The sequence below is a fragment of the Pseudomonas sp. CAN1 genome (assembly GCF_030462585.1).
In the GTDB taxonomy this organism is placed as follows: domain Bacteria; phylum Pseudomonadota; class Gammaproteobacteria; order Pseudomonadales; family Pseudomonadaceae; genus Pseudomonas.
Genome location: NZ_JASMRU010000002.1, coordinates 435,703 through 455,004, shown reverse-complemented (window position 1 = coordinate 455,004; position 19,302 = coordinate 435,703). Strand labels below are relative to the sequence as shown.

Genomic DNA, 19,302 nt, shown 5'->3' with positions numbered 1-19,302 from the left:
GGTGGCTGGCACCTCGCCCAGCCACCGCCATCTCCGCCCATAAGGCCCGCGAAGCCCCAGGCATTCGCGACGGAACACATGATTCCGCGCCCTGCCCCGCCACCTAAGATGTAGCGATTCCCATCACAAGAATCACAAACGGAATCGCCATGCCCGTGTCCCGCCTGCTCATCGCCAACCGTGGCGAGATCGCCATCCGTATCGCCCGCGCCGCTGCCGAGCTGGGTATCCAGTCGCAGGCCATCTACGCCGAAGACGATGCCACCTCGCTGCACACGCGTCAGGCCGATCAGGCAGCCGCCCTCAAGGGCCGCGGCGCCAGCGCCTACCTCGACCAGCAGCAGATCATCGATATCGCCCTGGCCCACGGCTGCGACGCCGTGCATCCGGGCTACGGCTTCCTCTCAGAGAACGCCGAGTTCGCCCGCCGCTGCGAAGCCGCCGGCCTGACCTTCGTCGGCCCCGCAGCCGAGACACTCGACGTCTTCGGCGACAAGGCCCGTGCCCGCGACCTGGCCCGCGACCACGGCGTAGCACTGGCTGCCGGCAGCAACCGCGCCACTTCGCAGGACGACGCCGAACGCTTCTTCCGTGAACTGCCCGGCGGCGCCGGCATGATGATCAAGGCCCTGGCCGGCGGCGGTGGGCGCGGTATGCGCGCTGTGCACAGCGTCGAGGAAATCGCCGATGCCTACGCACGCTGCCAGGCCGAGGCCCGCGCGGCCTTCGGCGATGACCGCCTTTACGTCGAACGGCTGATCCAGCGCGCGCGCCATATCGAGGTGCAGGTGATCGGCGATGGCCGCGTCGTCAGCCACCTGTGGGAGCGCGACTGCACCCTGCAGCGGCGCAACCAGAAGCTGCTGGAGATCGCCCCCAGCCCCAACCTGCACCCGCGCCTGCGCGGCGCCATTCTCGCCGCCGCCGTGCGTCTGGCCGAAGCCGTGAATTATCGCGGCCTGGGCACCTTCGAGTTCCTCCTCGATGAGGACAGCGGCGACTTCGTGTTCATGGAAGCCAACCCGCGCCTGCAGGTGGAACACACCGTCACCGAAGCGGTGACCGGCATTGATCTGGTCCAGGCGCAACTGCGCATCGCCGCTGGCGCCAGTCTGGCCGAGCTGAATCTGACCCAGTCCGAAATCCCCGCACCGCGCGGCCACGCCGTGCAACTGCGGATCAACCTGGAAAGCCTCGCCAGCGACGGCACGCCGCACCTCGCCTGCGGTACCCTCAGCGCCTACGAGCCGCCCAGCGGCCCCGGCCTGCGCGTGGATGGCTACGGTTATGCCGGCTACCGTAACAGCGCCGGCTACGACTCGCTGCTGGCCAAGCTGATCGTCCACGGCAACGGCGGTTATCCACAGCTGGTGCAGCGCGCCTACCGCGCCCTCTGCGAGTTCCGCCTGGAAGGCGTGGCCAGCAACATCCCGCTGCTGCTCAACCTGCTGCGCCAGAGCGCGGTGGCCGAGAACCTGGTCACCACCCGCTACATCGAAGAGCACCTGCCCACGCTGCTCGGTGCGCAGGAGCACGCGCATCCGCATCGCTTCTTCAGCCATGCCGGCGCCACCGCAGAAACCCAGCGCAGCAGCGCAGCGCCGGCCGGCTGCATCCCGCTGGCCACGCCCAGCGCTGGCGTACTGGTCAGCCTGAACGTGGCCACTGGCGACGCCGTCGCCCAGGGCCAGACCATTGCCGTGGTCGAAGCGATGAAGATGGAATTCGAGGTGAAGGCCAGCGCCAGCGGCATCGTCCACAGCCTCGCCGCCACGCCCGGCGACAGCCTCGGCGAGGGTGACGCGCTGCTGTTCGTCGAGCCCGCCGACATCGAAGCGCAGGACCATGCAAGCAGCGCCACCGTTGATCTCGACGCAATCCGCGCCGACCTCGCCGAAGTCCTCGAACGACACGCCATCGGCCTCGACGAGCGCCGCCCGGATGCCGTCGCCAAACGCCACCGGATCGGCAAGCGCACCACCCGCGAAAACCTCGCCGACCTGCTCGATGACGGCAGCTTCATCGAATATGGCGCGCTGGCCATCGCCGCCCAGCGCCGGCGCCGCAGCGTCGAGGAACTGATCGCCAGCAGCCCCGCCGACGGCCTGGTCAGCGGCCTGGGCAGCATCAATGCTGCGCAGTTCGGCGACGAGAAGGCGCGCTGCCTGGTACTGGCCTACGACTACACGGTGTTCGCCGGCACCCAGGGCGTGATGAACCACAAGAAGACCGACCGCATGCTGCACCTCGCCGAGCAATGGCGCATCCCGCTGGTGCTCTACGCCGAAGGCGGCGGTGGGCGGCCGGGCGACACCGATTTCGTCGGCGTGGCCGGGCTCGACAACATGAGCTTCGTCGGCCTGGCGCGGCTCTCCGGGCTGGTGCCGCTGGTGGGCGTGGTCTCAGGTCGCTGCTTCGCCGGCAACGCGGCTCTGCTGGGCTGCTGCGACGTGATCATCGCCACCCGCGATACCAGCCTGGGCATGGCCGGCCCGGCAATGATCGAGGGCGGCGGCCTGGGCAAGTTCGCCCCGGAGGAAGTCGGCCCCAGCGACGTGCAGAGCGCCAACGGGGTGATCGATGTGCTGGTGGAGGACGAGATCGAAGCCACCCGCATTGCCCGCCAGTACCTCGCCTACTTCCAGGGCGACAGTACTGATTGGCAATGCGCTGACCAGCGCCTGCTGCGCCATGCGGTGCCGGAGAACCGCCTGCGCGTCTACGACATCCGCCAGGTCATCGAGCAACTGGCCGACAACGGCTCGGTGCTGGAACTGCGCCGCCACTTCGCCGCCGGCATGGTCACCGCGCTGGTGCGCATCGAAGGCAAGCCCTTCGGCCTGATCGCCAACAACCCGATGCACCTGGGCGGCGCCATCGATGCCGAGGCCGGCGACAAGGCCGCACGTTTCATGCAGCTGTGCGACGCCTTCGACCTGCCGATCATCTCGCTGTGCGACACCCCCGGCTTCATGGTCGGCCTCGAGGCAGAGAAGACTGGCACCGTGCGCCACGTCTCGCGCATGTTCGTCACCGCCGCCAGCCTCAGCGTGCCGTTCTTCACCGTGGTGCTGCGCAAGGGCTACGGCCTGGGCGCCCAGGCCATGGCCGCTGGCAGCTTCCACGCCGCCCTGTTCACCGTCGCCTGGCCCAGCGGCGAGTTCGGCGCCATGGGGCTGGAAGGAGCGATCCGCCTCGGCTACGCCAAGGAGCTGGCCGCCGTGGAAGACGCCCAGGAGCGCCAGGCACTGTTCGACAAACTGGTCGCCGCGGCCTACCGCAACGGCAAGGGACTGAACATGGCGAGCTACCTGGAGATCGACGACGTCATCGATCCGGCCGACACCCGCCGCTGGCTGCTGCGCGGGCTGGCATCGACGCCGAAGCCCGCCGCGCGCCAGGGGAAAAAGCGCCCGCTGATCGATACCTGGTGACACATGGGTTGAGCTACGCGCCCGATCCGCTAGAATGCGCGGCGTCATTGGGGAGTAGCCGACCGTTTAGCGACGGGGGCGACGTCAACACACTTGGCCCGCAGGCCATGGCGTCGTCAGCAGCTTTGCCTGGCAAGACCTTTGACCACGTGATCTCCGCAACGGCCGGGGAGATGCGTGGTCATGGGTACTTATACCGGCCGGGAGCTTCACCGTGATGCACCATCCCACTCTTCGCTCCATCCTTCTGGAGCTGCGCGCATGCTGACTTTCGTCCTTGAACTGCTCGGCATGCTGCTGGTGATCCTGATCGCCGCCGAACTCTTCACCAACGCCCTGGAGCACTTTGGCGAACGCCTGGGCATCTCCGAAGGCGTCACCGGTTCGCTATTCGCCGCCATCGGCACCGCCCTGCCAGAAACCCTGATCCCGCTGCTGGCGCTGTTCGCCGGCACCAGCAACGCCGCCCTCAACGAGGAAGTCGGCGTCGGCGCCATCCTTGGCGCACCGCTGATGCTGTCGACGCTGTCCACCTGCCTGATGGCCATCGCCGCCTGGCGCGCCCGCGGTCTGTTCGGGCGTATCCGCCCGGAACGCACGGGCCTCAAGCGCGACCTCAACTTCTTCCTGGTCGCCTTCAGCTTCGCCACCATCGCCATGTTCGTGCCTGCTGAGCTGCAGTCCGTGCGCATTGCCCTCAGTGTGCTGCTGGTGCTCACCTACGTCGGCTACATCACCCTGACCATCCGCGCCTCGCAGGGCCTGGTGGAAGACGGCCACGGCACCGAAGCCGACCACCACATGTACCTGTCGCGCATCGGCCTGCCGACCAACCTCGCCACCATCTTCCTGCAGCTGCTGCTGGGCCTGGCACTGCTGGTGCTGGGCGCCAAGGGCTTCATCCACGGCGTCGAAGGCCTATCGCACATCCTCGGCATCTCCGCACTGCTGCTGTCGCTGCTGATCATCCCCATCGCCACCGAGCTGCCGGAGAAGATCAACAGCATCCTCTGGGTGCGCCGCAGCCGCGACACCCTGGCCTTCGGCAACATCAGCGGCGCCATGGTCTTCCAGGGCACCCTGCTGCCCGCCATCGGCATCCTGCTGACGCCCTGGCAGCCGCGCATCGAAGTGCTCACCGGCGTGCTGGTCACCCTCGGCGCCTCGCTCTGGCTGCGGATCAACGCCCAGCGCGGCGGCGGCCTGCCGATCTGGGTGCTGCTGCTCAACGGCGTGCTGTACGCCGCCTATCTGGGTATCACCCTGTCGCGCTGACGCAGGCGGCGTATTGCCTACACTGACCAGTCCGGGCTGCCGTTTCGGCGGCAGCCGCACGACTAGCGATACGCCGAAGGAGTGAGCATGAAAATCCTGGTAGTCCTGACCTCCCACGACCAGCTCGGCAGCACCGGCAAGAAAACCGGCTTCTGGCTCGAGGAGTTCGCCGCGCCCTACTACGTGTTCAAGGATGCCGGCGCCAGCCTGACCCTGGCCTCGCCCAAGGGCGGCCAACCGCCGCTCGACCCCAAGAGCGACGAGGCGAACGCCCAGACACCGGCCACCGAGCGCTTCCGCCAGGACAGCGAAGCCCAGGCCGCGTTGGCCAGCACGGTGAAGCTCAGCGAAGTGAAGGCCGAAGACTACGACGCGGTGTTCTACCCCGGTGGCCACGGCCCGCTCTGGGACCTGGCCGAGGACCGCACCTCGGTGGCGCTGATCGAAGCCTTCCACTCCAGCGGCAAGACCGTCTCCGCCGTCTGCCACGCCCCGGCGGTGTTCCGCCATCCGCGTGGGCTGGACGGCCAGCCGCTGGTGCAGGGGCGGCACGTCACCGGTTTCTCCAACAGCGAAGAGGACGCCGTCGGCCTCACCGACGTGGTGCCCTTCCTCGTACAGGATATGCTCAAGGCCAACGGCGCCCGCTACAGCAAGGGCCCGGACTGGCAGAGCCACGTCGAGGTGGACCGCGGCCTGATCACCGGACAGAACCCCGCGTCCTCCGAGGCCGTGGCCGAGGCAGTGCTGAAATTCCTGAGCTGACAACGGCTTGCGCCGCCCCGGGTGGCTATCGGGGCGGCTTTGCCGTAGAATGACTCCCGACCTTGACAGGTTTTGGGGCCGATTAGGATTCGACGCCGGTAACAAAACTCTAGGGGCATGCCGAGTAGGTGACAGTTCTCGTAAATCAGCTGCCACAACTTTATAGTTGCCAACGACGACAACTACGCCCTAGCAGCCTAAGTGCCGCTAGCAGACCCTAGGGGATGCCTGTAAACCCGAAGATTAGGTCTGTCATATAGAACAGGATCGCCGCCAAGTTCGCTGTAGACGTAACGGCTAAAACTCATACAGCTCGCTCCAAGCGCCCTGCCACTCGGGCCGCGAGGAGTTAACCTAGTAGAGATGGCTAAGCATGTAGAACCGACAGCGGAGAACTGGCGGACGGGGGTTCAAATCCCCCCGGCTCCACCAAATCCAAAGAAAAGGCGCTGCGCCTCAAGCCCAGCGCCTTTTTTCTTGCCCGCGATTTGCCTAGAGCGTCAGAAAGCCCAGCCGCGGCATCAGCGGTTCGGTTTGCTCATCCATCACTCTTTCCACGCAAGGTTTGCGCAACCGCAACCGCTCTGCATTGCACAGCAGCGCCCCCTCCTCATCCTCGGCGCCGAAGGGATCATCGATCAGCACTCCCTTGATCAGCCCCTGGCGGAACAGCTCGCGGATGGCGAACAGGTTCGCCTCGCGCGGGCCGGCGAGGTCGGCGATGGACTTGAAGTCGGTTTCCGTGAGCTGGCTGAGCACGGCGTTCAGCTGGGCCTGGGAGGGTTTACGACTCATGGGGCGCTCCGGGGGCAGCGAGGATCTAGCCTGACTATCGGCGGCAAATCTTAACGCTGAATTAGCAGTGCGCAGATTGACCTGGGTCGAGCTGCGCGCACGCATTCTCAGTCTCGTGATACGCCCAGTTCCAGCAGCGCCAGGCGCTCCTCCAGGGCGGCGATGCGGGCTTCCAGTTCGACCAGGCGCCCTTCGTCCTGGCCACCGCCGTCGCTGCGTTCGCTGGAAGCGCGGCTACCGCTGGCGGCAATGGCAGCCTCACGGTCTTCCTCGGTGCCCAGCAGGTGCATGTAGCGGTCTTCGCGCTGGCCGGCCTGGCGATCCAGTTGCACGGCCATACCACGGCCGGCGAGGCGCTCGAGCTGGTGGCGGACTTCCTCGGTGTCATCGAAGTCGTGCATGCGCTGGCTGCGGGTGAGCAGCTCGTTGAGAGTCTGCGGGCCGCGCAGGAACAGCAGGCCGAGCAGGATGACCTGCGGCTTGACCAGCTCCAGCGCCTTGTCCAGCCGCTGCTCCCAGCGGTCGGCGCGGCTGCCCATGACCAGGCGGGTCATCTCGCGCCCTTCCAGGTGGCGCAGGGACTGGCCGACCTGGCCGGGGGTGAGGTTCATCACCGGGTCGCGGCTGGTCTTCTGGTTGCACGCGGTGACCAGGGCGTTGAGGGTCAGCGGGTAGGCTTCGGGTGTGGTGAGCTGCTTTTCGATCAGGCACCCGAGAACGCGGGCATCCGTTGCACTCAGGGGTTCGAAGTCGGAGAGGGTGTCGAGCGACTGGCTCATGGCGGTATCCGTCGATGAGGGAACCGCCCTAGCCTAGCCGTTTACTTCGCGTTTGGCAGCCTCAGGCAGCACCGGCAAGGCGGCGGTTCAGCGGTCGTTCAATGACTGCCCAGTGCGAGAACGACGCTGCCAGCTCCTGCTCGCGTCCCTGCGCATCACGCCCCAGGGTGCGCCGGGCGAGGTCGCCGGTGAACCAGTTGGCGGTATTCGCCGCAACCACACGACCTTCCCCGTTGACCACCAGTGCCTCGTGGCCCATCTGCATCAGGCTGCCCAGCAGCACGCCTTCGAATTCATGCAAGGCGATGTCGGCGGCGGCGACGCCGATGAAACGACCGTCCACCTGGATCGGCACCGAGAAGGCGAGGATGTACAGGTCGGTGCCGTAGAGGTCGACGAAGGGCCCGACCACCGAGGGTTGCCCGCTGGCGCGCGGACGGGAGAACCACGGCATGTTGAGGTAGTTGTAGAAGCTCTCGCTGCGCCGGTTGAAGTTCAGGCTCATGGGCACGACCTTGTCGCCGCGGCCGTGGTACCACCACTCCAGGTACATCTCCTGGTCGGCCAGTTCGCCCGGTTCGATCACCACGCCGGTGCCGTGCAGGCGCGTGCCGTCATCGGTGAGGTCGTGCTGGATGCGCGGACGCAGTACGCCGAGGTCCTTCGAGGACGGGCGCTTGCCCTCCTCCGCCAGCGTGCGCCAGATCGCCACGACATCGCCGGCCAGCTCGTCGAGACGCTGGAAAACGTTACGGATGGAAGCGTCGATGCGCTCGGCGCAGTGCTGAAGTTCATCCGTGGGGTGTTCGATGGACATGACCGGGCCTCGCTGTTCTTGTTATCGCGCAGGCCAGAGAGGCCCACGGTGAGTCGTTGCCTGCGCCCTTCCGGACGCGTCGGGAAAGCAGCAAGCGCTGTGCCAGTCAGCCGTCGTCGGCCAGCAGGCTCAGGCGCAGGTTGATCAGCCGCTTGATGCCACGGGTGACATGGGCCTCGGCCAACGCGCCAGCCAGGTTCGAGTCACCGACACTGATGGCTTCGAGAATGGCGCGGTGTTCCTGCACGATGATCGCTGCGCCAGGGAAACCATCCACCGGCAGCCACAGCCATTCGCCGATTTCCGCCTGCAGGCGCGTTTCCGCATGGGTCAGGCGCACGGACTGGGCGGCGACGGCAATCTCGATATGAAAGCGCGCGTCGGCGCGGCGCTGTTCCTGCCGGGTCGTGGCGTTCGCCAGCGCGTCGAGGTACTGAGCGATGCGTGCCTGTTCGTCGGAGGTGGAGCGCTGCGCCGCGAGCCGCGCGGCAGCTCCGGCGATGGCGACATGCTCGTCACCCAGGTCACGCAGCTCCAGCGCGCTCATCTGGCGCAGCTGCCCCAGCAGGGCGTCTTCGGAGCTGTGCTGCGGCGAGCAGACGAAGCTGCCGCCATTGCGCCCGCGCCGGGTCTCGATCACCCCGCGCTCGCGCAGCTCCGCCAGGGCATCGCGCAGGGTCACGGTGGCGACGCCGAACTGCATGGCCAGCTCGCTTTCACTGGGCAGTTGCTCGCCTTCGGCGTAGAGGCCGAGGTCGACCATCTCCACCAGCCGGCGCGCGACCTCCTCGGTGCGCCCTTCCTGGCGCAGGCGCATGAAGCTGGCGGGGCGGACTTTCCTGAATTCGTTCATAGGCGGCAATGCGCGGAGCGCGGACGCTTCCTGCGCGGCAAATTCCTGTTCCTGGGTTGATAGCGAAGTCTACCGACTAGCCCGGCTGCGGCTTCGCAAAAACTATGTCTCCATATTTTAAAATCGCTTTCCGCACTTTCAGCAAGGTCTTTTGCCACGAAAAGCCCTTTCAAACGTTCATTTTTCGACCTGTATTGGCAACCGCAAAAACATAAGATATGGTTTCAAATGTATTTGCCAGCGACGGTCCGCAGGCCGTCTCCGCCAACAACAGCAACAACGAGGAGCGATACGCATGAGCCAGCCAACCCGCGCCGAATGGGAAGCCCGCGCCAAGGCCCTGAAGATCGAGGGCCGTGCCTTCATCCAGGGCGAGTACCTTGCCGCCGCCTCCGGCGAAACCTTCGACTGCATCAGCCCGGTGGACGGCCGCCTGCTGGCCAAGGTCGCCAGTTGCGATGAAGCCGACGCCGAGCGCGCCGTGCAGAGCGCCCGCAGCACCTTCGATTCCGGCGTCTGGTCGCGGGAAGCGCCGGCCACCCGCAAGGCCGTGATGATCCGCTTCGCCGCCCTGCTGGAAGAGCACGCCGAGGAACTGGCGCTGCTGGAAACCCTGGACATGGGCAAGCCCATCGGCGATTCGCTGAATGTCGACCTGCCGGGCGCCGCCGACTCCCTGCGCTGGAGCGGCGAGGCCATCGACAAGGTCTACGACGAAGTGGCCGCCACCTCCCACGACCAGCTTGGCCTGGTTACCCGCGAGCCGGTGGGCGTGGTCGCCGCCATCGTGCCGTGGAACTTCCCGCTGATGATGGCCGCGTGGAAACTCGGCCCGGCGCTGGCCACCGGCAACTCAGTGATCCTCAAGCCCTCCGAACGTTCGCCGCTGACCGCCATCCGCATCGCCCAGCTGGCCATCGAAGCCGGCATCCCCGCCGGCGTGCTGAACGTACTGCCGGGCTACGGCCACACCGTCGGCAAGGCCCTGGCGCTGCACATGGACGTGGACACCGCGGTGTTCACCGGCTCCACAAAAATCGCCAAGCAACTGATGGTCTACGCCGGCGAATCGAACATGAAGCGCGTCTGGCTGGAAGCCGGCGGCAAGAGCCCGAACATCGTCTTCGAGGACGCGCCGGACCTGCAGGCCGCCGCCGAATCCGCCGCTGCCGCCATCGCCTTCAACCAGGGCGAAGTGTGCACCGCCGGCTCGCGCCTGCTGGTACAGAAGTCGATCAAGGCGAAATTTCTGCCGCTGGTGGTCGAAGCGCTCAAGGGCTGGAAAGCCGGCCACCCGCTGGACCCGGAAACCAACGTCGGCGCGCTGGTCGACGGTCGTCAGTTGGAGCAGGTGCTGGGCTTCATCCAGGCCGGCCAGGACGAAGGCGCGAAGATCCTCACCGGCGGCAAGCGCGTGCTGGAAGAAACCGGCGGCACCTACGTCGAGCCGACCCTGTTCGACGGCGTGAGCAACGCGATGAAGATCGCCCGCGAGGAAATCTTCGGCCCGGTGCTCTCGGTCATCGAGTTCGAGGACGCCGAGGAAGCCATCCGCATCGCCAACGACACCCAGTACGGGCTGGCGGCGGCGGTCTGGACCCGCGACATCTCCAAGGCCCACCTCACCGCCCGCGCCCTGCGCGCTGGTAGCGTGTGGGTGAACATGTACGACGGCGGCGACATGACCGCGCCCTTCGGCGGCTTCAAGCAGTCGGGCAACGGCCGTGACAAGTCGCTGCACGCCTTCGACAAGTACACCGAGCTGAAGGCGACCTGGATCAAGCTGTAACGCGATCCGGAAAACGAGAGGTTTGGAGCAAGACGGCGTGCGGCTGACCCCGCGCGCCGAACAATAACAACAACGCTTTCCGTTGCACCCGATTGGCTGCCGACGCGAAAACCTCACACAGGACTCCCACGATGAACAGCTCGACCCAGCCAGGCGCCGCCCTGGACCGCGACGCGGAGCAACTCCGCGCGCTGGGCTACACCTCCAACTTCCAACGCAGCATGACCCTCTGGCAGAACTTCGCCCTGGGCTTCACCTACCTCTCGCCGGTGGTCGGCGTGTACACCCTGTTCGGCCTGTGCCTGGCCGCCGGCGGCCCGCCGATGTTCTGGTCCTACCTGCTGGTGGGCATCGGGCAGATGCTGGTGTGCCTGATCTTCTGCGAAGTGGTTTCGCAGTTCCCCATCTCCGGCGGCGTCTATCCCTGGGCCCGGCGCCTGGTGGGCAAGCGCTGGGCGTGGATGGTCGGCTGGCTCTACTCGGTGTCGCTGTGCGTGACCATCGCCGCCGTGGCCCTGGGTGCCGGCCCGTACATCGCCACGCTGCTCGGCTTCGAATCCACGCCGGTGACCAACACCTTCGTCGCCCTGGCGCTGACGGTGATCGCCACCCTGCTCAACCTCTCCGGCACCAAGCTGCTGGCCCGCGTGGCGATGTTCGGCTTCATCTGCGAGCTGCTCGGCGCACTGGTGATCGGCACCTACCTGCTGATCTTCGAGCGTCACCAGCCGTTCTCGGTGCTGTTCAACAGCTTCGACATCCGTATCGACGGCAGCTACTGGCCGGCGTTCCTCACCGCTTCGCTGGCCGGCATGTTCCTCTACTACGGCTTCGAGGCCTGCGGTGACGTCGCCGAGGAAACCCCGAACCCCAGCCGGCGCATTCCCAAGGCCATGCGCATGACCATCTGGATCGGCGGCGGCGCGGCGATCTTCGCCGCCCTCGCGCTGATCCTCGCGGTACCGGATATGCAGGCCGTGATCTCCGGCGCCGACAAGGACCCGATGACCACCATCCTCGACAACGCCTTCGGCGTGACCGGCGCGCGCCTGGTGATGGCGGTGATCATCGTCTCCTTCGTCTCCTGCGTGCTCAGCCTGCAGGCCGCCGCCAGCCGCCTGCTGTACTCCTACGCCCGCGATGAGATGGTGATGGGCAGCGGTCTGCTCAAGCGCCTGTCGCCCAACACCCACGTGCCGGTGGCAGCGCTGATCGCCTGCGGCGTGATTCCGTCGGTGATCGTCTGCGCCGGCTTCTACCTGCAGAACGCCATCGCCATGGTGGTGAGCTTCGCCGCCATTGGCATCTACCTGTCGTTCCAGATGATCGTCGGCGGCGCCCTGTTCGCCCGTCTGCGCGGCTGGAAGCCGAGCGGCGCCTTCACCCTGGGCAACTGGGGCTGGATCGTGAACGTCCTGGCGCTGACGTACGGCGTGCTGGCGATCATCAACATGTCCTGGCCGCGTACGCCGGATGCGCCCTGGTACCTGAACTACGGGATCATCCTGGTCGGCGGCATCGTGATCCTGCTGGGCCTGGCCTACATGACCCTGTTCCGCCCGTACGACAAGGGCACCGCTCCCCACGGGGATGCGTGGAAGCTGCATCAGCAGTAAGCGTTAGACGTGAAACGAAAACGCCCGGCAAGGATGCCGGGCGTTTTCTTTAGTCAGCCAGCCTGTCGGCCTGCCACTTGGGCATAAAGCTCGCTATAAGCCTCACCCATACCCCTGGCGGTGAAGGTATTCAGGAAGCGTGCTCGCGCAGCTCGCCCATAACGCTCCGCCAGCGTCGGGTCATGCCATAACGTCTGCATGGCCTGGCGTAACGCTCCAGCGTCGGCCGGCGGGACAACGATCCCGGTTTCCTCATGCTGATTGATGAAGCTGGTGCCGGTACCGATTTCACTGCAGATCAACGGTTTTCCCATCATCGCGCCCTCCAGCAAGCCGATACCGAAGGCTTCCGAGCGAAGGTGCGAGGGGAAGATCACGCCATAGCAGGCGCACATCAAATCGATCTTTTCCTGCTCGCTGACCTGCCCGAGGAAATGCACGTTGCTCAGGCCTTGCGCCGTCGCCATCTGCATAAGCTCCCGCTCCATCGGTCCGGCACCAACGATCAGCAGCGGCCAAGGCGCCGACTTCATCGCCTCGAGCAAATAGTGCAGGCCCTTGTAGTAGCGCAGCACACCAATGAACAGAAAGAAGCGCTCGCCATAAAGCCGATGCAACTTGCCCACCTCGGTGACATCCGGACGCGGGTATAGGTCCTGCTCCAGGCCTATGGGAATGGAGCAAGCCTTGTCCTGATAGCGCTGCAGGACAGTCGAGCTTTCCAGGTAGTTGGGGCTGGTAGCGGCAATCGAATCGACTCGTCCCAGAAAGGCTCGCATCAAGGGCCGATAGAGTTGCAGCAAAGCCTTCTGCCGCACGATGTCCGAGTGATAGGTCACCACACTGGGCTTACCCAGGCCTTTAAGCAGATGGACCACGTCCATGAAAGGCCAGGGGAAATGGTAGTGGATGACGTCCGCTTGCCTCGCAAGGCGCGCGAATGCGCCCAGCGAAGACCAGGAGAACCCGGTCGACGCGATATGCAGATCCTGCTTGGCCTGAACCAGACGGAAGCTGGACGTCGTTACCGGTTTCATCGGCTCCTTCGCCAGCGACAGCACAGTGTTCTGGCAACCCTGGATCGAGGTGGCGTGAGTCAGGTGTCGAATGAACATTTCGACGCCACCGTACTGCTCCAGACCGAAGGTCTTGTAGAAGTGCAGAACCTTCATCAGACGCACGCCAGTCGGATCATCAAACGCTGGCCGAGAGTTTGACCCATAGGCCATCGAGGTTCTGGATCGGGCACTGCGCATTGAATCCCTGCTTGTCGGTGCGCTTGGCAGTCATCGCCTGAGGATCGCCCTTGTCCTGGGTGAAAGTAATCAGCCCACAGTCCTTGATACGGACCAGCACCGGATTGACTGCAGGAAACTTGCCGGGCTCGACGGTAAAGCCGGGATTGCCACTGATAACCGCCTTGAGCTGACCGGCAACACGATGAGCTTCCAGGCGCGTCTCACCATTCGCCATTTGATAGAAGCGCAAGTACTGGCCGTTCTGTTTCGGCACCTCGGCAGGTGTCGCCCGAACCACTGCCTGTACCTTCGGCTCCGCCGCCTTGTCGCATCCAGCCAGGGCCAGCAGCGCCGCGCAAATCACCAACTTCTTGTTCATGTAAAAAACGACTCTCGATCAATGGGTGGGAATCAGGAAGCCGCACGCTCAGGTGCGGCTGGCCCCCGTCAGGCGTCTGTAAAAGTCACGCGCGCCGACTGCCAACTCGGAAGAGAAGGAGAACAGCAGCAGTGACGCCACGGAAACCAGCCAGCGCCGGCTGAACCAGCACAGCAGATATTTGTTGATCAGCAGATCCCCGTAGCGCAACGCCCTGGCCAGGGGCGAGCGGCCGGTGCGCAGCATCTGCAGATCATCCCGGGTCATGAGGGAGCCGGGGGAATAGGGCGCGGTAAGGAAGCGTTTGGGCGGCAGGATGCCGAGGTTCTGCCAATCGAACACTTCGAAGTTCGAGGCCAGGAGTTCTTCCCAGGCATTGAAGAGTTCGAAACTGGTGTGCGAAATGTGCTCGAGGTCGAGTTGCAGGCCCTGCTTTTGCGCGAACTGGAGAAATATTGCCTGCTCGGGAAGAAGTCGGAACGACGTATACCCCTGGAAGGTGCCCAGGGGATTGATCCGTGCCCCTCCCTTCAGGAAGAGGACGCTGTCCGAAATGGGCTGAATGTTCCAGAGCGTACGCAGATCCCTGGTCCGACCGAATTGAACTGTGTCGGTCAGGTGAAACAGGTAAGGCACCTTACAGGGATTACGCAGAAATAGATTCGAGACGCAGACTCTGCTGGAGAACAGGCGCGCTTCGGCAGCCTCCCGCTCCACCGAGTCAAGGCAATCAACGATGGCAGCACTGCTCAGCACATGATCGGTGCGAAGCTTGATGCAGAACTCACGGTCCACCTGGGCCAGCCCGCTGGCCATTGAACTGATCAGCTTGTTGACGTTGTTCTGATTGCCATTGACGTCCGTGAACTGGCGAGCAGGCTGCGCCTGCACAACAAGGACACCCTCGAAGTGCAGGCCTTCGATATCGTCATGGGTGGACAGGATGACCTGCGCATCTGGTAGATGTTCGAGAACCGAGCGCAAGGCCCGCGCCGCAATATTGACCTCGCCGTCCTTCAAGGGCCCCTGGACGATCACGGCTATATCGCGAGTCGACAGGCCCGGCTTCACGACGACAACCCCGCACCGGTCGCCATGAGACGGCTGACGGCATAGTCCAGGGTCTCGCCACTGGTATCCACAACGAACTCCGGCGCAACCGGCACCTCGTAGGGGGAACTGACGCCCGTGAAGTCGCTGATGAGTCCCACCCTGGCCTTGCCGTACAGGCCTTTGGGATCACGCCCCTCGCACACTGTCAGCGGTGTGGAAACATGCACCTCGAGGAACTGCCCCTCGTCGAACAAGCTGCGCACACGGTCGCGGTCGCGCTGATAGGGCGAGATAAAGGCACAAAGCACCACGAGCCCGGCATCCACCATCAGCTTGGCAACCTCTCCCGCGCGGCGAATATTCTCGGCGCGATCCTGCTCCTGCATCCCGAGGTCCTGGCACAGGCCATGGCGGAGATTGTCGCCATCGAGCAAGTAGGTTTTCTTGCCGGTGCCATGCAGCGCCAGGTCCAGCGCATTGGCCAGTGTCGACTTGCCGGAGCCGGAAAGCCCGGTAAACCAGATGCACATGCCCTTCTGCTCCATCGCATCCAGACGCATCTGCGTCGAGACTTTCTGATCGTGCCAGCGCACTTCGCTGGCGATCTCTAGAGGCGTAGTCATACTTCCCTTCCGAACACTCGATTCCTTGATTGCGGTCATCGTCGGACCTCCCTGGATCCCGCAGAAGGCGCCTAGCGGTTTGCCTCCTGCACGGAGTGATGAATCACACGCCAAAAGAAATGGAGCGGATCATCAGCCCCAGGTCACGATTGTCTGCGGAGACTCCCAGCGCCGATGGATTCCTGGGGTTCTCGATGACTATTTTCAGGGTTACGGAGTCTGCTGCCTGAATGAACGCCGGACAGTTGAAGATGACCTTGTTGCTTGCGCCCTGAGAGTCGCCCAGAGCCAGGGTGGTATTGCCCAGTAGCGTGTCGTCCAGGTAGAGACTGAACATCGTTCCAACGCCGTGAATGTTCAGGCTCCACGAAACATCCAGCGTCACGCTGAGTTTTCCCGAAAGCGTCGCTTCCGGGGTCAGGCGGATGATCGCCTCGGGGCCTCGCGTCCAAGAGCCGTCAGGCTCGGGCGAGTAGAAACCGTTGTGAACGTACTTCCAGGAGTTCCCGCCGGCCCGCAATACAATCGATTCGCCATGGGTTAGCGGATACCCGATCAGCTTGCCGGCCTCGATTTTCCGGGTGGCATCAGCATCCCAGTCGGACAGGTCGAACAAACGGGTAATGGCGGTAAAGGTCCGCCTCCCCGACTCGCTATGCAGGAACTGCGCTTCGGACGGCTGCTCGGACGAGTTCATTTCCTCCAGTTCGAAGTCGCAATCGATCTTGAGAAACTCAGCCATCTGTGTGGCAATTTCGACGTTCTCAGCACTTCGGAAACGTTCGTAGAGCACCCAGAAGAAATCTTCACCACCCTGTTGGGCGACTGCGTAATTGAACGAATGGAGCCAATCGCAGAATGCCTGCTCGGGATCCTCCGCCAGAGTGCCATCGCTCTTCTTCAGGTAAGAGTTCACGACATCAACAGGGTTTCTGACGATATTGATTTCCCGCGGCCGGAAGCCTTCCGGGTATCGGGTCTTTTCGCGACGCTGCAACCCCGGAATCTTGGAACCGATGATGCTCGGCGACTTTTTGAAGACAATCGAAAAGATCGACTCAACGATGGGAGTGAGATCGCGTTCCCGGGCCACTATCGAGTCGGCAAAGAATGGATATCCACCCAGTGAGGCATGGAAATCCTGATTCTTGAACAGCGACTCGATCGAGTCGAAAAAGTCCTTGGGATAATGCTCATGGAGCACGCCAATGTGCTGACTCTTGTTCAGTGCAGCACCCAACGCCGTCGTCCCACTGCGAGGACTACCCGTCACATTGAGCCAGGTAATTTTCTGGTCCATCACTCCCCCCAAAAACATTTCGCGCCGGAACCTTGCCGCCAGCAGTCTCGCTGCCACGCGAAAAAACAGATCATCTGTCTCGCTTCAACTTCCAGTGCCCCTGATAATCCGGAGGCGCCTGGCGCGGCGAACTCATGCCAGCCGGTCAGCCTCAACTGACCGCCATCTTCAGTTCCTACTTGTTGTCCAGCACCGCGCTCAGCCTGGTGATGATGTGGTTCAGCCCCCTGTAGACACGGAACAACGGCTCCGGCATCAGCGTGCGAAGCTGCGAAAACAGGATCTGTGTACGAGTCGTCTTCAGCCACATTTTCACTTCCGAGTTACTCAGCCGCCGCGGATTGATCTGAACCATGTCCTCGACACTGAAACTCATTGCAGTGATGTCCTTGGGCGCGACCTCAAAGGCGATGATCGCCGGCGGATTGCCACAGGCGTAGAGCAGCTCGCGCATGACCTTGTGCAAGGCGAGCATGTTCTTCACATCGCCCAGCGCCTGCCGAACCAGCAAGCCTTTCCCCTGCGCCTCGTCCAGCGCGCCCTGGATCGCCCGCAGATCCGGGCCGTAGCTGTCGGTGTTGCGGCGCAGAAAATCGGCAGCGTAGACCTCGACCCACATAGGCGCCCCATCCTCTGCAGGACTGGCGGCTACCGGCACCACCGAATGATCGACTACCAGTGAAGAGGGCAATGTTTCGCGCTGGCGCTGTTCGAACAGCCATGCCTTGATCTGCTGAAGCTGCCCCGGCCCCTGCGCGGCCATTGCGGAAATGATCGCCACCAACGGTGCATCGCTCACGACTGCTTATCCTTGTAGCTAGCCCATGGGGTAGAACCGACAATCGCCCGGTAAAGGCCGAACAGTCCCAGATTGGTAGCCACCATCACCTTGCGGTGACGCCAGAGGTACCAGGCACTGGCAAAGGAGCCGAGCTTCGCCAGCAGGCTTCGTCTGGGGAGATAGTCCGAAAGACTCTTGGCGAAGACCCTCCCGCCGGGCCGCTGGGCAGACTGATTCACCAGTTCGCTGCAGTGCAGAATGATCGCGGCCCTGGCTTCCTCGGAACCTTCAACGATGTCCCGCGCCATGGCTTGCTTGTTCTGGTAGGCAATCTGCTCGCTGACGACCAGCTTTTCGACATCGTTGATGAAGTTGCGAACCGACTCAGGGCGCAGCGGAATCCGCGCCGCATGGATAACTTGCACGAGCCAGCGCAGGCGTCGCTTGGTATTGGCGGCCGCTGCGGCTGGTGACTCAAGCGACGCATCCGCCTCGATACCCCAACGCGCCATGAACGCAGTGTGGTCACGCGCAGCTTGTTCCTGGGTCTTGCGGTTGACGGGCTTGCGCGAGAGAAATGGAACCAGTTCGAAGAGCGTTCGCTGAATACGCATATCCCCACTCTGGTTCTCGCAGAAGGTGGTGCCCAACCAGTTCAACATGCTGCGCGACAGCATGGACTGGGTGAATGCGTATGGATTGATACGAGACGGAATTCCCAGGCGGCCAGCACGCTCGCCCTGTTCGACATCCTCAAACTCGGTCCAGAGCAGCGATTCATCCTGGGGGATGCGCGCCCATACACGCTTTTTCACAAGGTACAGACTGCCGCTCGGATAGACGTTTGCCGAGTAACGGTGCCCGTTCGCATAAGCGAATGCCGTGTCCTCGACACGCTCAAGGATTGCTGGCGCGAAGCGCGAGGTCGCAGACTTGTCGTCCCGGCGTGGCGCTTCGGTGCGATGGGAGATCAGCCCTTGCGAAATGAAGAAGTCCGAATAGCGGCGCAGGCAGAAGTTCGTATGGTCATCGAAGTACAGCGACTGGAAGGCAGTCAGCGGATAGGCGTTGCCGAACCGTTGAATCGCTTCCTGGAAGTTGTCAGGCAGGAAGACCCGGTCATGCACGATGCACAGGTTCTCGTACTTGGCCTCCTCCGCCAATCGGTTCTTCTTGGAGCAGATCTTCAGCGGCGGCGCTGTAATGTCCTCGCCAACGATGCGGACATGCTCCCAATAGAGGAAGCTGTCCGACGGACGTCCACAGAGCAGGATTTCCTTCTTGGGAATAGGCAGTTCCAGAATGCGAGCAACGCAGGCATTCAGGAGCGTGGCATCGTCGGGGCCGGACGGTATGCCGAATGTCCACTCATCGAGCGAACCATGCTCGGCATCGAGCATGGCGATCTTACGGTAACGGCGCACACCAGCAGAGGATTCCTCCAGGACAAGAGCGTCCTGGAAGTACTCGCGGGTCAGATAGCACGCGATGCCCACGGCCTCCACAAGCTCGATCGTCGCCCCCACCGGGGCGGCGTGGACGAGGTCCCAGAGGATCAGCGGGGCCAGCGGTGAGTCCGTCTGCAGGCCCAGGAGGACAATGGCGTCGCCGCCGGGCCAATCCAGACGTGTCAGCGCACTCACATTCTTGATCACACGATCGGGAGCAGCTCCGGATTTGCTGCGGAACGTCAGCACATTAGCGGCACGCGCCCTGTTGAGCACATCATCCGATAGCGCGGGTAGAAACTTCGCCTCCGGGTAGCCAAGGCGCTTCAGGGGCTTGAGTTGAATCAGCATGCTGCC

At 63.7% G+C, this 19,302-nt stretch carries 16 protein-coding genes, 1 other RNA gene and 1 riboswitch; of the genes, 6 read left to right on the top strand and 11 right to left on the bottom strand.

Annotated elements, in window-relative coordinates; genetic code table 11:
- Positions 1 to 149: 149 nt before the first annotated feature.
- The 4 genes from QO207_RS05050 (at position 150) to ssrA (ending at position 5,906) form a co-directional block, all read left to right on the top strand.
- Entirely contained in the window at positions 150 to 3,434 is a 3,285-nt protein-coding gene (locus tag QO207_RS05050; RefSeq protein WP_301531467.1) for a carboxyl transferase domain-containing protein, read from the top strand.
- Positions 3,435 to 3,471: 37 nt separating this feature from the next.
- A riboswitch (yybP-ykoY riboswitch) is annotated at positions 3,472 to 3,643 on the top strand.
- A 52-nt stretch (positions 3,644 to 3,695) separates the two neighbouring features.
- On the top strand, positions 3,696 to 4,709 hold the full coding sequence (locus QO207_RS05045) for a sodium:calcium antiporter (RefSeq protein WP_301531466.1): 1,014 nt from the start codon (positions 3,696 to 3,698) through the stop codon (positions 4,707 to 4,709).
- 87 nt (positions 4,710 to 4,796) lie between these two features.
- Positions 4,797 to 5,474 carry a type 1 glutamine amidotransferase domain-containing protein gene (locus QO207_RS05040; RefSeq protein ID WP_301531465.1) on the top strand — a complete coding sequence of 226 codons (678 nt, stop codon included), beginning with the start codon at positions 4,797 to 4,799 and terminating at the stop codon, positions 5,472 to 5,474.
- 74 nt (positions 5,475 to 5,548) lie between these two features.
- Positions 5,549 to 5,906: a transfer-messenger RNA gene (gene ssrA, locus QO207_RS05035) on the top strand.
- A 60-nt stretch (positions 5,907 to 5,966) separates the two neighbouring features.
- Here the strand turns inward: ssrA and QO207_RS05030 are convergent.
- The 4 genes from QO207_RS05030 to QO207_RS05015 form a co-directional block, all read right to left on the bottom strand.
- A complete protein-coding gene (locus tag QO207_RS05030; protein ID WP_301531464.1) occupies positions 5,967 to 6,269 on the bottom strand; it encodes a hypothetical protein in 303 nt (100 codons plus the stop codon).
- A 107-nt stretch (positions 6,270 to 6,376) separates the two neighbouring features.
- Positions 6,377 to 7,048 carry a YceH family protein gene (locus QO207_RS05025; RefSeq protein ID WP_301531463.1) on the bottom strand — a complete coding sequence of 224 codons (672 nt, stop codon included), beginning with the start codon at positions 7,046 to 7,048 and terminating at the stop codon, positions 6,377 to 6,379.
- A 61-nt stretch (positions 7,049 to 7,109) separates the two neighbouring features.
- Positions 7,110 to 7,865 (bottom strand): cache domain-containing protein, encoded by a 756-nt coding sequence (locus QO207_RS05020; RefSeq protein ID WP_301531462.1) that lies wholly within the window; start codon positions 7,863 to 7,865, stop codon positions 7,110 to 7,112.
- Between the two features lie 106 nt (positions 7,866 to 7,971).
- Positions 7,972 to 8,718 (bottom strand): FadR/GntR family transcriptional regulator, encoded by a 747-nt coding sequence (locus QO207_RS05015; RefSeq protein WP_301531461.1) that lies wholly within the window; start codon positions 8,716 to 8,718, stop codon positions 7,972 to 7,974.
- Positions 8,719 to 9,013: 295 nt separating this feature from the next.
- Between QO207_RS05015 and QO207_RS05010 the strand changes: the two genes are divergently transcribed.
- Both QO207_RS05010 and QO207_RS05005 read left to right on the top strand, forming a co-directional pair.
- Complete coding sequence (locus QO207_RS05010) at positions 9,014 to 10,507, top strand: aldehyde dehydrogenase (RefSeq protein WP_301531460.1); 1,494 nt, start codon at positions 9,014 to 9,016, stop codon at positions 10,505 to 10,507.
- 131 nt (positions 10,508 to 10,638) lie between these two features.
- Entirely contained in the window at positions 10,639 to 12,123 is a 1,485-nt protein-coding gene (locus QO207_RS05005) for an APC family permease (RefSeq protein ID WP_301531459.1), read from the top strand.
- A gap of 53 nt (positions 12,124 to 12,176) precedes the next feature.
- Here the strand turns inward: QO207_RS05005 and QO207_RS05000 are convergent, their stop codons facing one another.
- From QO207_RS05000 to QO207_RS04970, 7 genes are all read right to left on the bottom strand, one after another.
- Positions 12,177 to 13,295 carry a glycosyltransferase gene (locus QO207_RS05000; protein WP_301531458.1) on the bottom strand — a complete coding sequence of 373 codons (1,119 nt, stop codon included), beginning with the start codon at positions 13,293 to 13,295 and terminating at the stop codon, positions 12,177 to 12,179.
- 22 nt (positions 13,296 to 13,317) lie between these two features.
- Positions 13,318 to 13,740: a hypothetical protein gene (locus tag QO207_RS04995; protein WP_301531457.1), complete on the bottom strand. Its 423-nt coding sequence runs from the start codon at positions 13,738 to 13,740 to the stop codon at positions 13,318 to 13,320.
- Positions 13,741 to 13,788: 48 nt separating this feature from the next.
- A complete protein-coding gene (locus QO207_RS04990) occupies positions 13,789 to 14,811 on the bottom strand; it encodes a WavE lipopolysaccharide synthesis family protein (RefSeq protein WP_301531456.1) in 1,023 nt (340 codons plus the stop codon).
- Positions 14,808 to 15,455 (bottom strand): adenylyl-sulfate kinase, encoded by a 648-nt coding sequence (gene cysC / locus QO207_RS04985; RefSeq protein WP_301531455.1) that lies wholly within the window; start codon positions 15,453 to 15,455, stop codon positions 14,808 to 14,810. The genes QO207_RS04990 and cysC overlap by 4 nt, the downstream gene beginning before the upstream one ends.
- A gap of 64 nt (positions 15,456 to 15,519) precedes the next feature.
- Positions 15,520 to 16,716: a hypothetical protein gene (locus tag QO207_RS04980; protein WP_301531454.1), complete on the bottom strand. Its 1,197-nt coding sequence runs from the start codon at positions 16,714 to 16,716 to the stop codon at positions 15,520 to 15,522.
- A 175-nt stretch (positions 16,717 to 16,891) separates the two neighbouring features.
- The gene (locus tag QO207_RS04975; RefSeq protein WP_301531453.1) at positions 16,892 to 17,515 is read right to left on the bottom strand and encodes a hypothetical protein; all 624 of its coding nucleotides are present in this window, start codon (positions 17,513 to 17,515) and stop codon (positions 16,892 to 16,894) included.
- Positions 17,512 to 19,296: a hypothetical protein gene (locus QO207_RS04970; RefSeq protein ID WP_301531452.1), complete on the bottom strand. Its 1,785-nt coding sequence runs from the start codon at positions 19,294 to 19,296 to the stop codon at positions 17,512 to 17,514. The genes QO207_RS04975 and QO207_RS04970 overlap by 4 nt, the downstream gene beginning before the upstream one ends.
- Positions 19,297 to 19,302 lie beyond the last annotated feature (6 nt).

What these genes read in the sequence shown, in the direction of transcription:
- QO207_RS05050 (WP_301531467.1), top strand. Translation starts at nt 150, where the DNA reads ATGCCCGTGTCCCGCCTGCTCATCGCCAACCGTGGCGAGATCGCCATC.
- QO207_RS05045 (WP_301531466.1), top strand. Translation starts at nt 3,696, where the DNA reads ATGCTGACTTTCGTCCTTGAACTGCTCGGCATGCTGCTGGTGATCCTG.
- QO207_RS05040 (WP_301531465.1), top strand. Translation starts at nt 4,797, where the DNA reads ATGAAAATCCTGGTAGTCCTGACCTCCCACGACCAGCTCGGCAGCACC.
- QO207_RS05030 (WP_301531464.1), bottom strand. Translation starts at nt 6,269, where the DNA reads ATGAGTCGTAAACCCTCCCAGGCCCAGCTGAACGCCGTGCTCAGCCAG.
- QO207_RS05025 (WP_301531463.1), bottom strand. Translation starts at nt 7,048, where the DNA reads ATGAGCCAGTCGCTCGACACCCTCTCCGACTTCGAACCCCTGAGTGCA.
- QO207_RS05020 (WP_301531462.1), bottom strand. Translation starts at nt 7,865, where the DNA reads ATGTCCATCGAACACCCCACGGATGAACTTCAGCACTGCGCCGAGCGC.
- QO207_RS05015 (WP_301531461.1), bottom strand. Translation starts at nt 8,718, where the DNA reads ATGAACGAATTCAGGAAAGTCCGCCCCGCCAGCTTCATGCGCCTGCGC.
- QO207_RS05010 (WP_301531460.1), top strand. Translation starts at nt 9,014, where the DNA reads ATGAGCCAGCCAACCCGCGCCGAATGGGAAGCCCGCGCCAAGGCCCTG.
- QO207_RS05005 (WP_301531459.1), top strand. Translation starts at nt 10,639, where the DNA reads ATGAACAGCTCGACCCAGCCAGGCGCCGCCCTGGACCGCGACGCGGAG.
- QO207_RS05000 (WP_301531458.1), bottom strand. Translation starts at nt 13,295, where the DNA reads ATGAAGGTTCTGCACTTCTACAAGACCTTCGGTCTGGAGCAGTACGGT.
- QO207_RS04995 (WP_301531457.1), bottom strand. Translation starts at nt 13,740, where the DNA reads ATGAACAAGAAGTTGGTGATTTGCGCGGCGCTGCTGGCCCTGGCTGGA.
- cysC (WP_301531455.1), bottom strand. Translation starts at nt 15,455, where the DNA reads ATGACCGCAATCAAGGAATCGAGTGTTCGGAAGGGAAGTATGACTACG.
- QO207_RS04980 (WP_301531454.1), bottom strand. Translation starts at nt 16,716, where the DNA reads ATGGACCAGAAAATTACCTGGCTCAATGTGACGGGTAGTCCTCGCAGT.
- QO207_RS04970 (WP_301531452.1), bottom strand. Translation starts at nt 19,296, where the DNA reads ATGCTGATTCAACTCAAGCCCCTGAAGCGCCTTGGCTACCCGGAGGCG.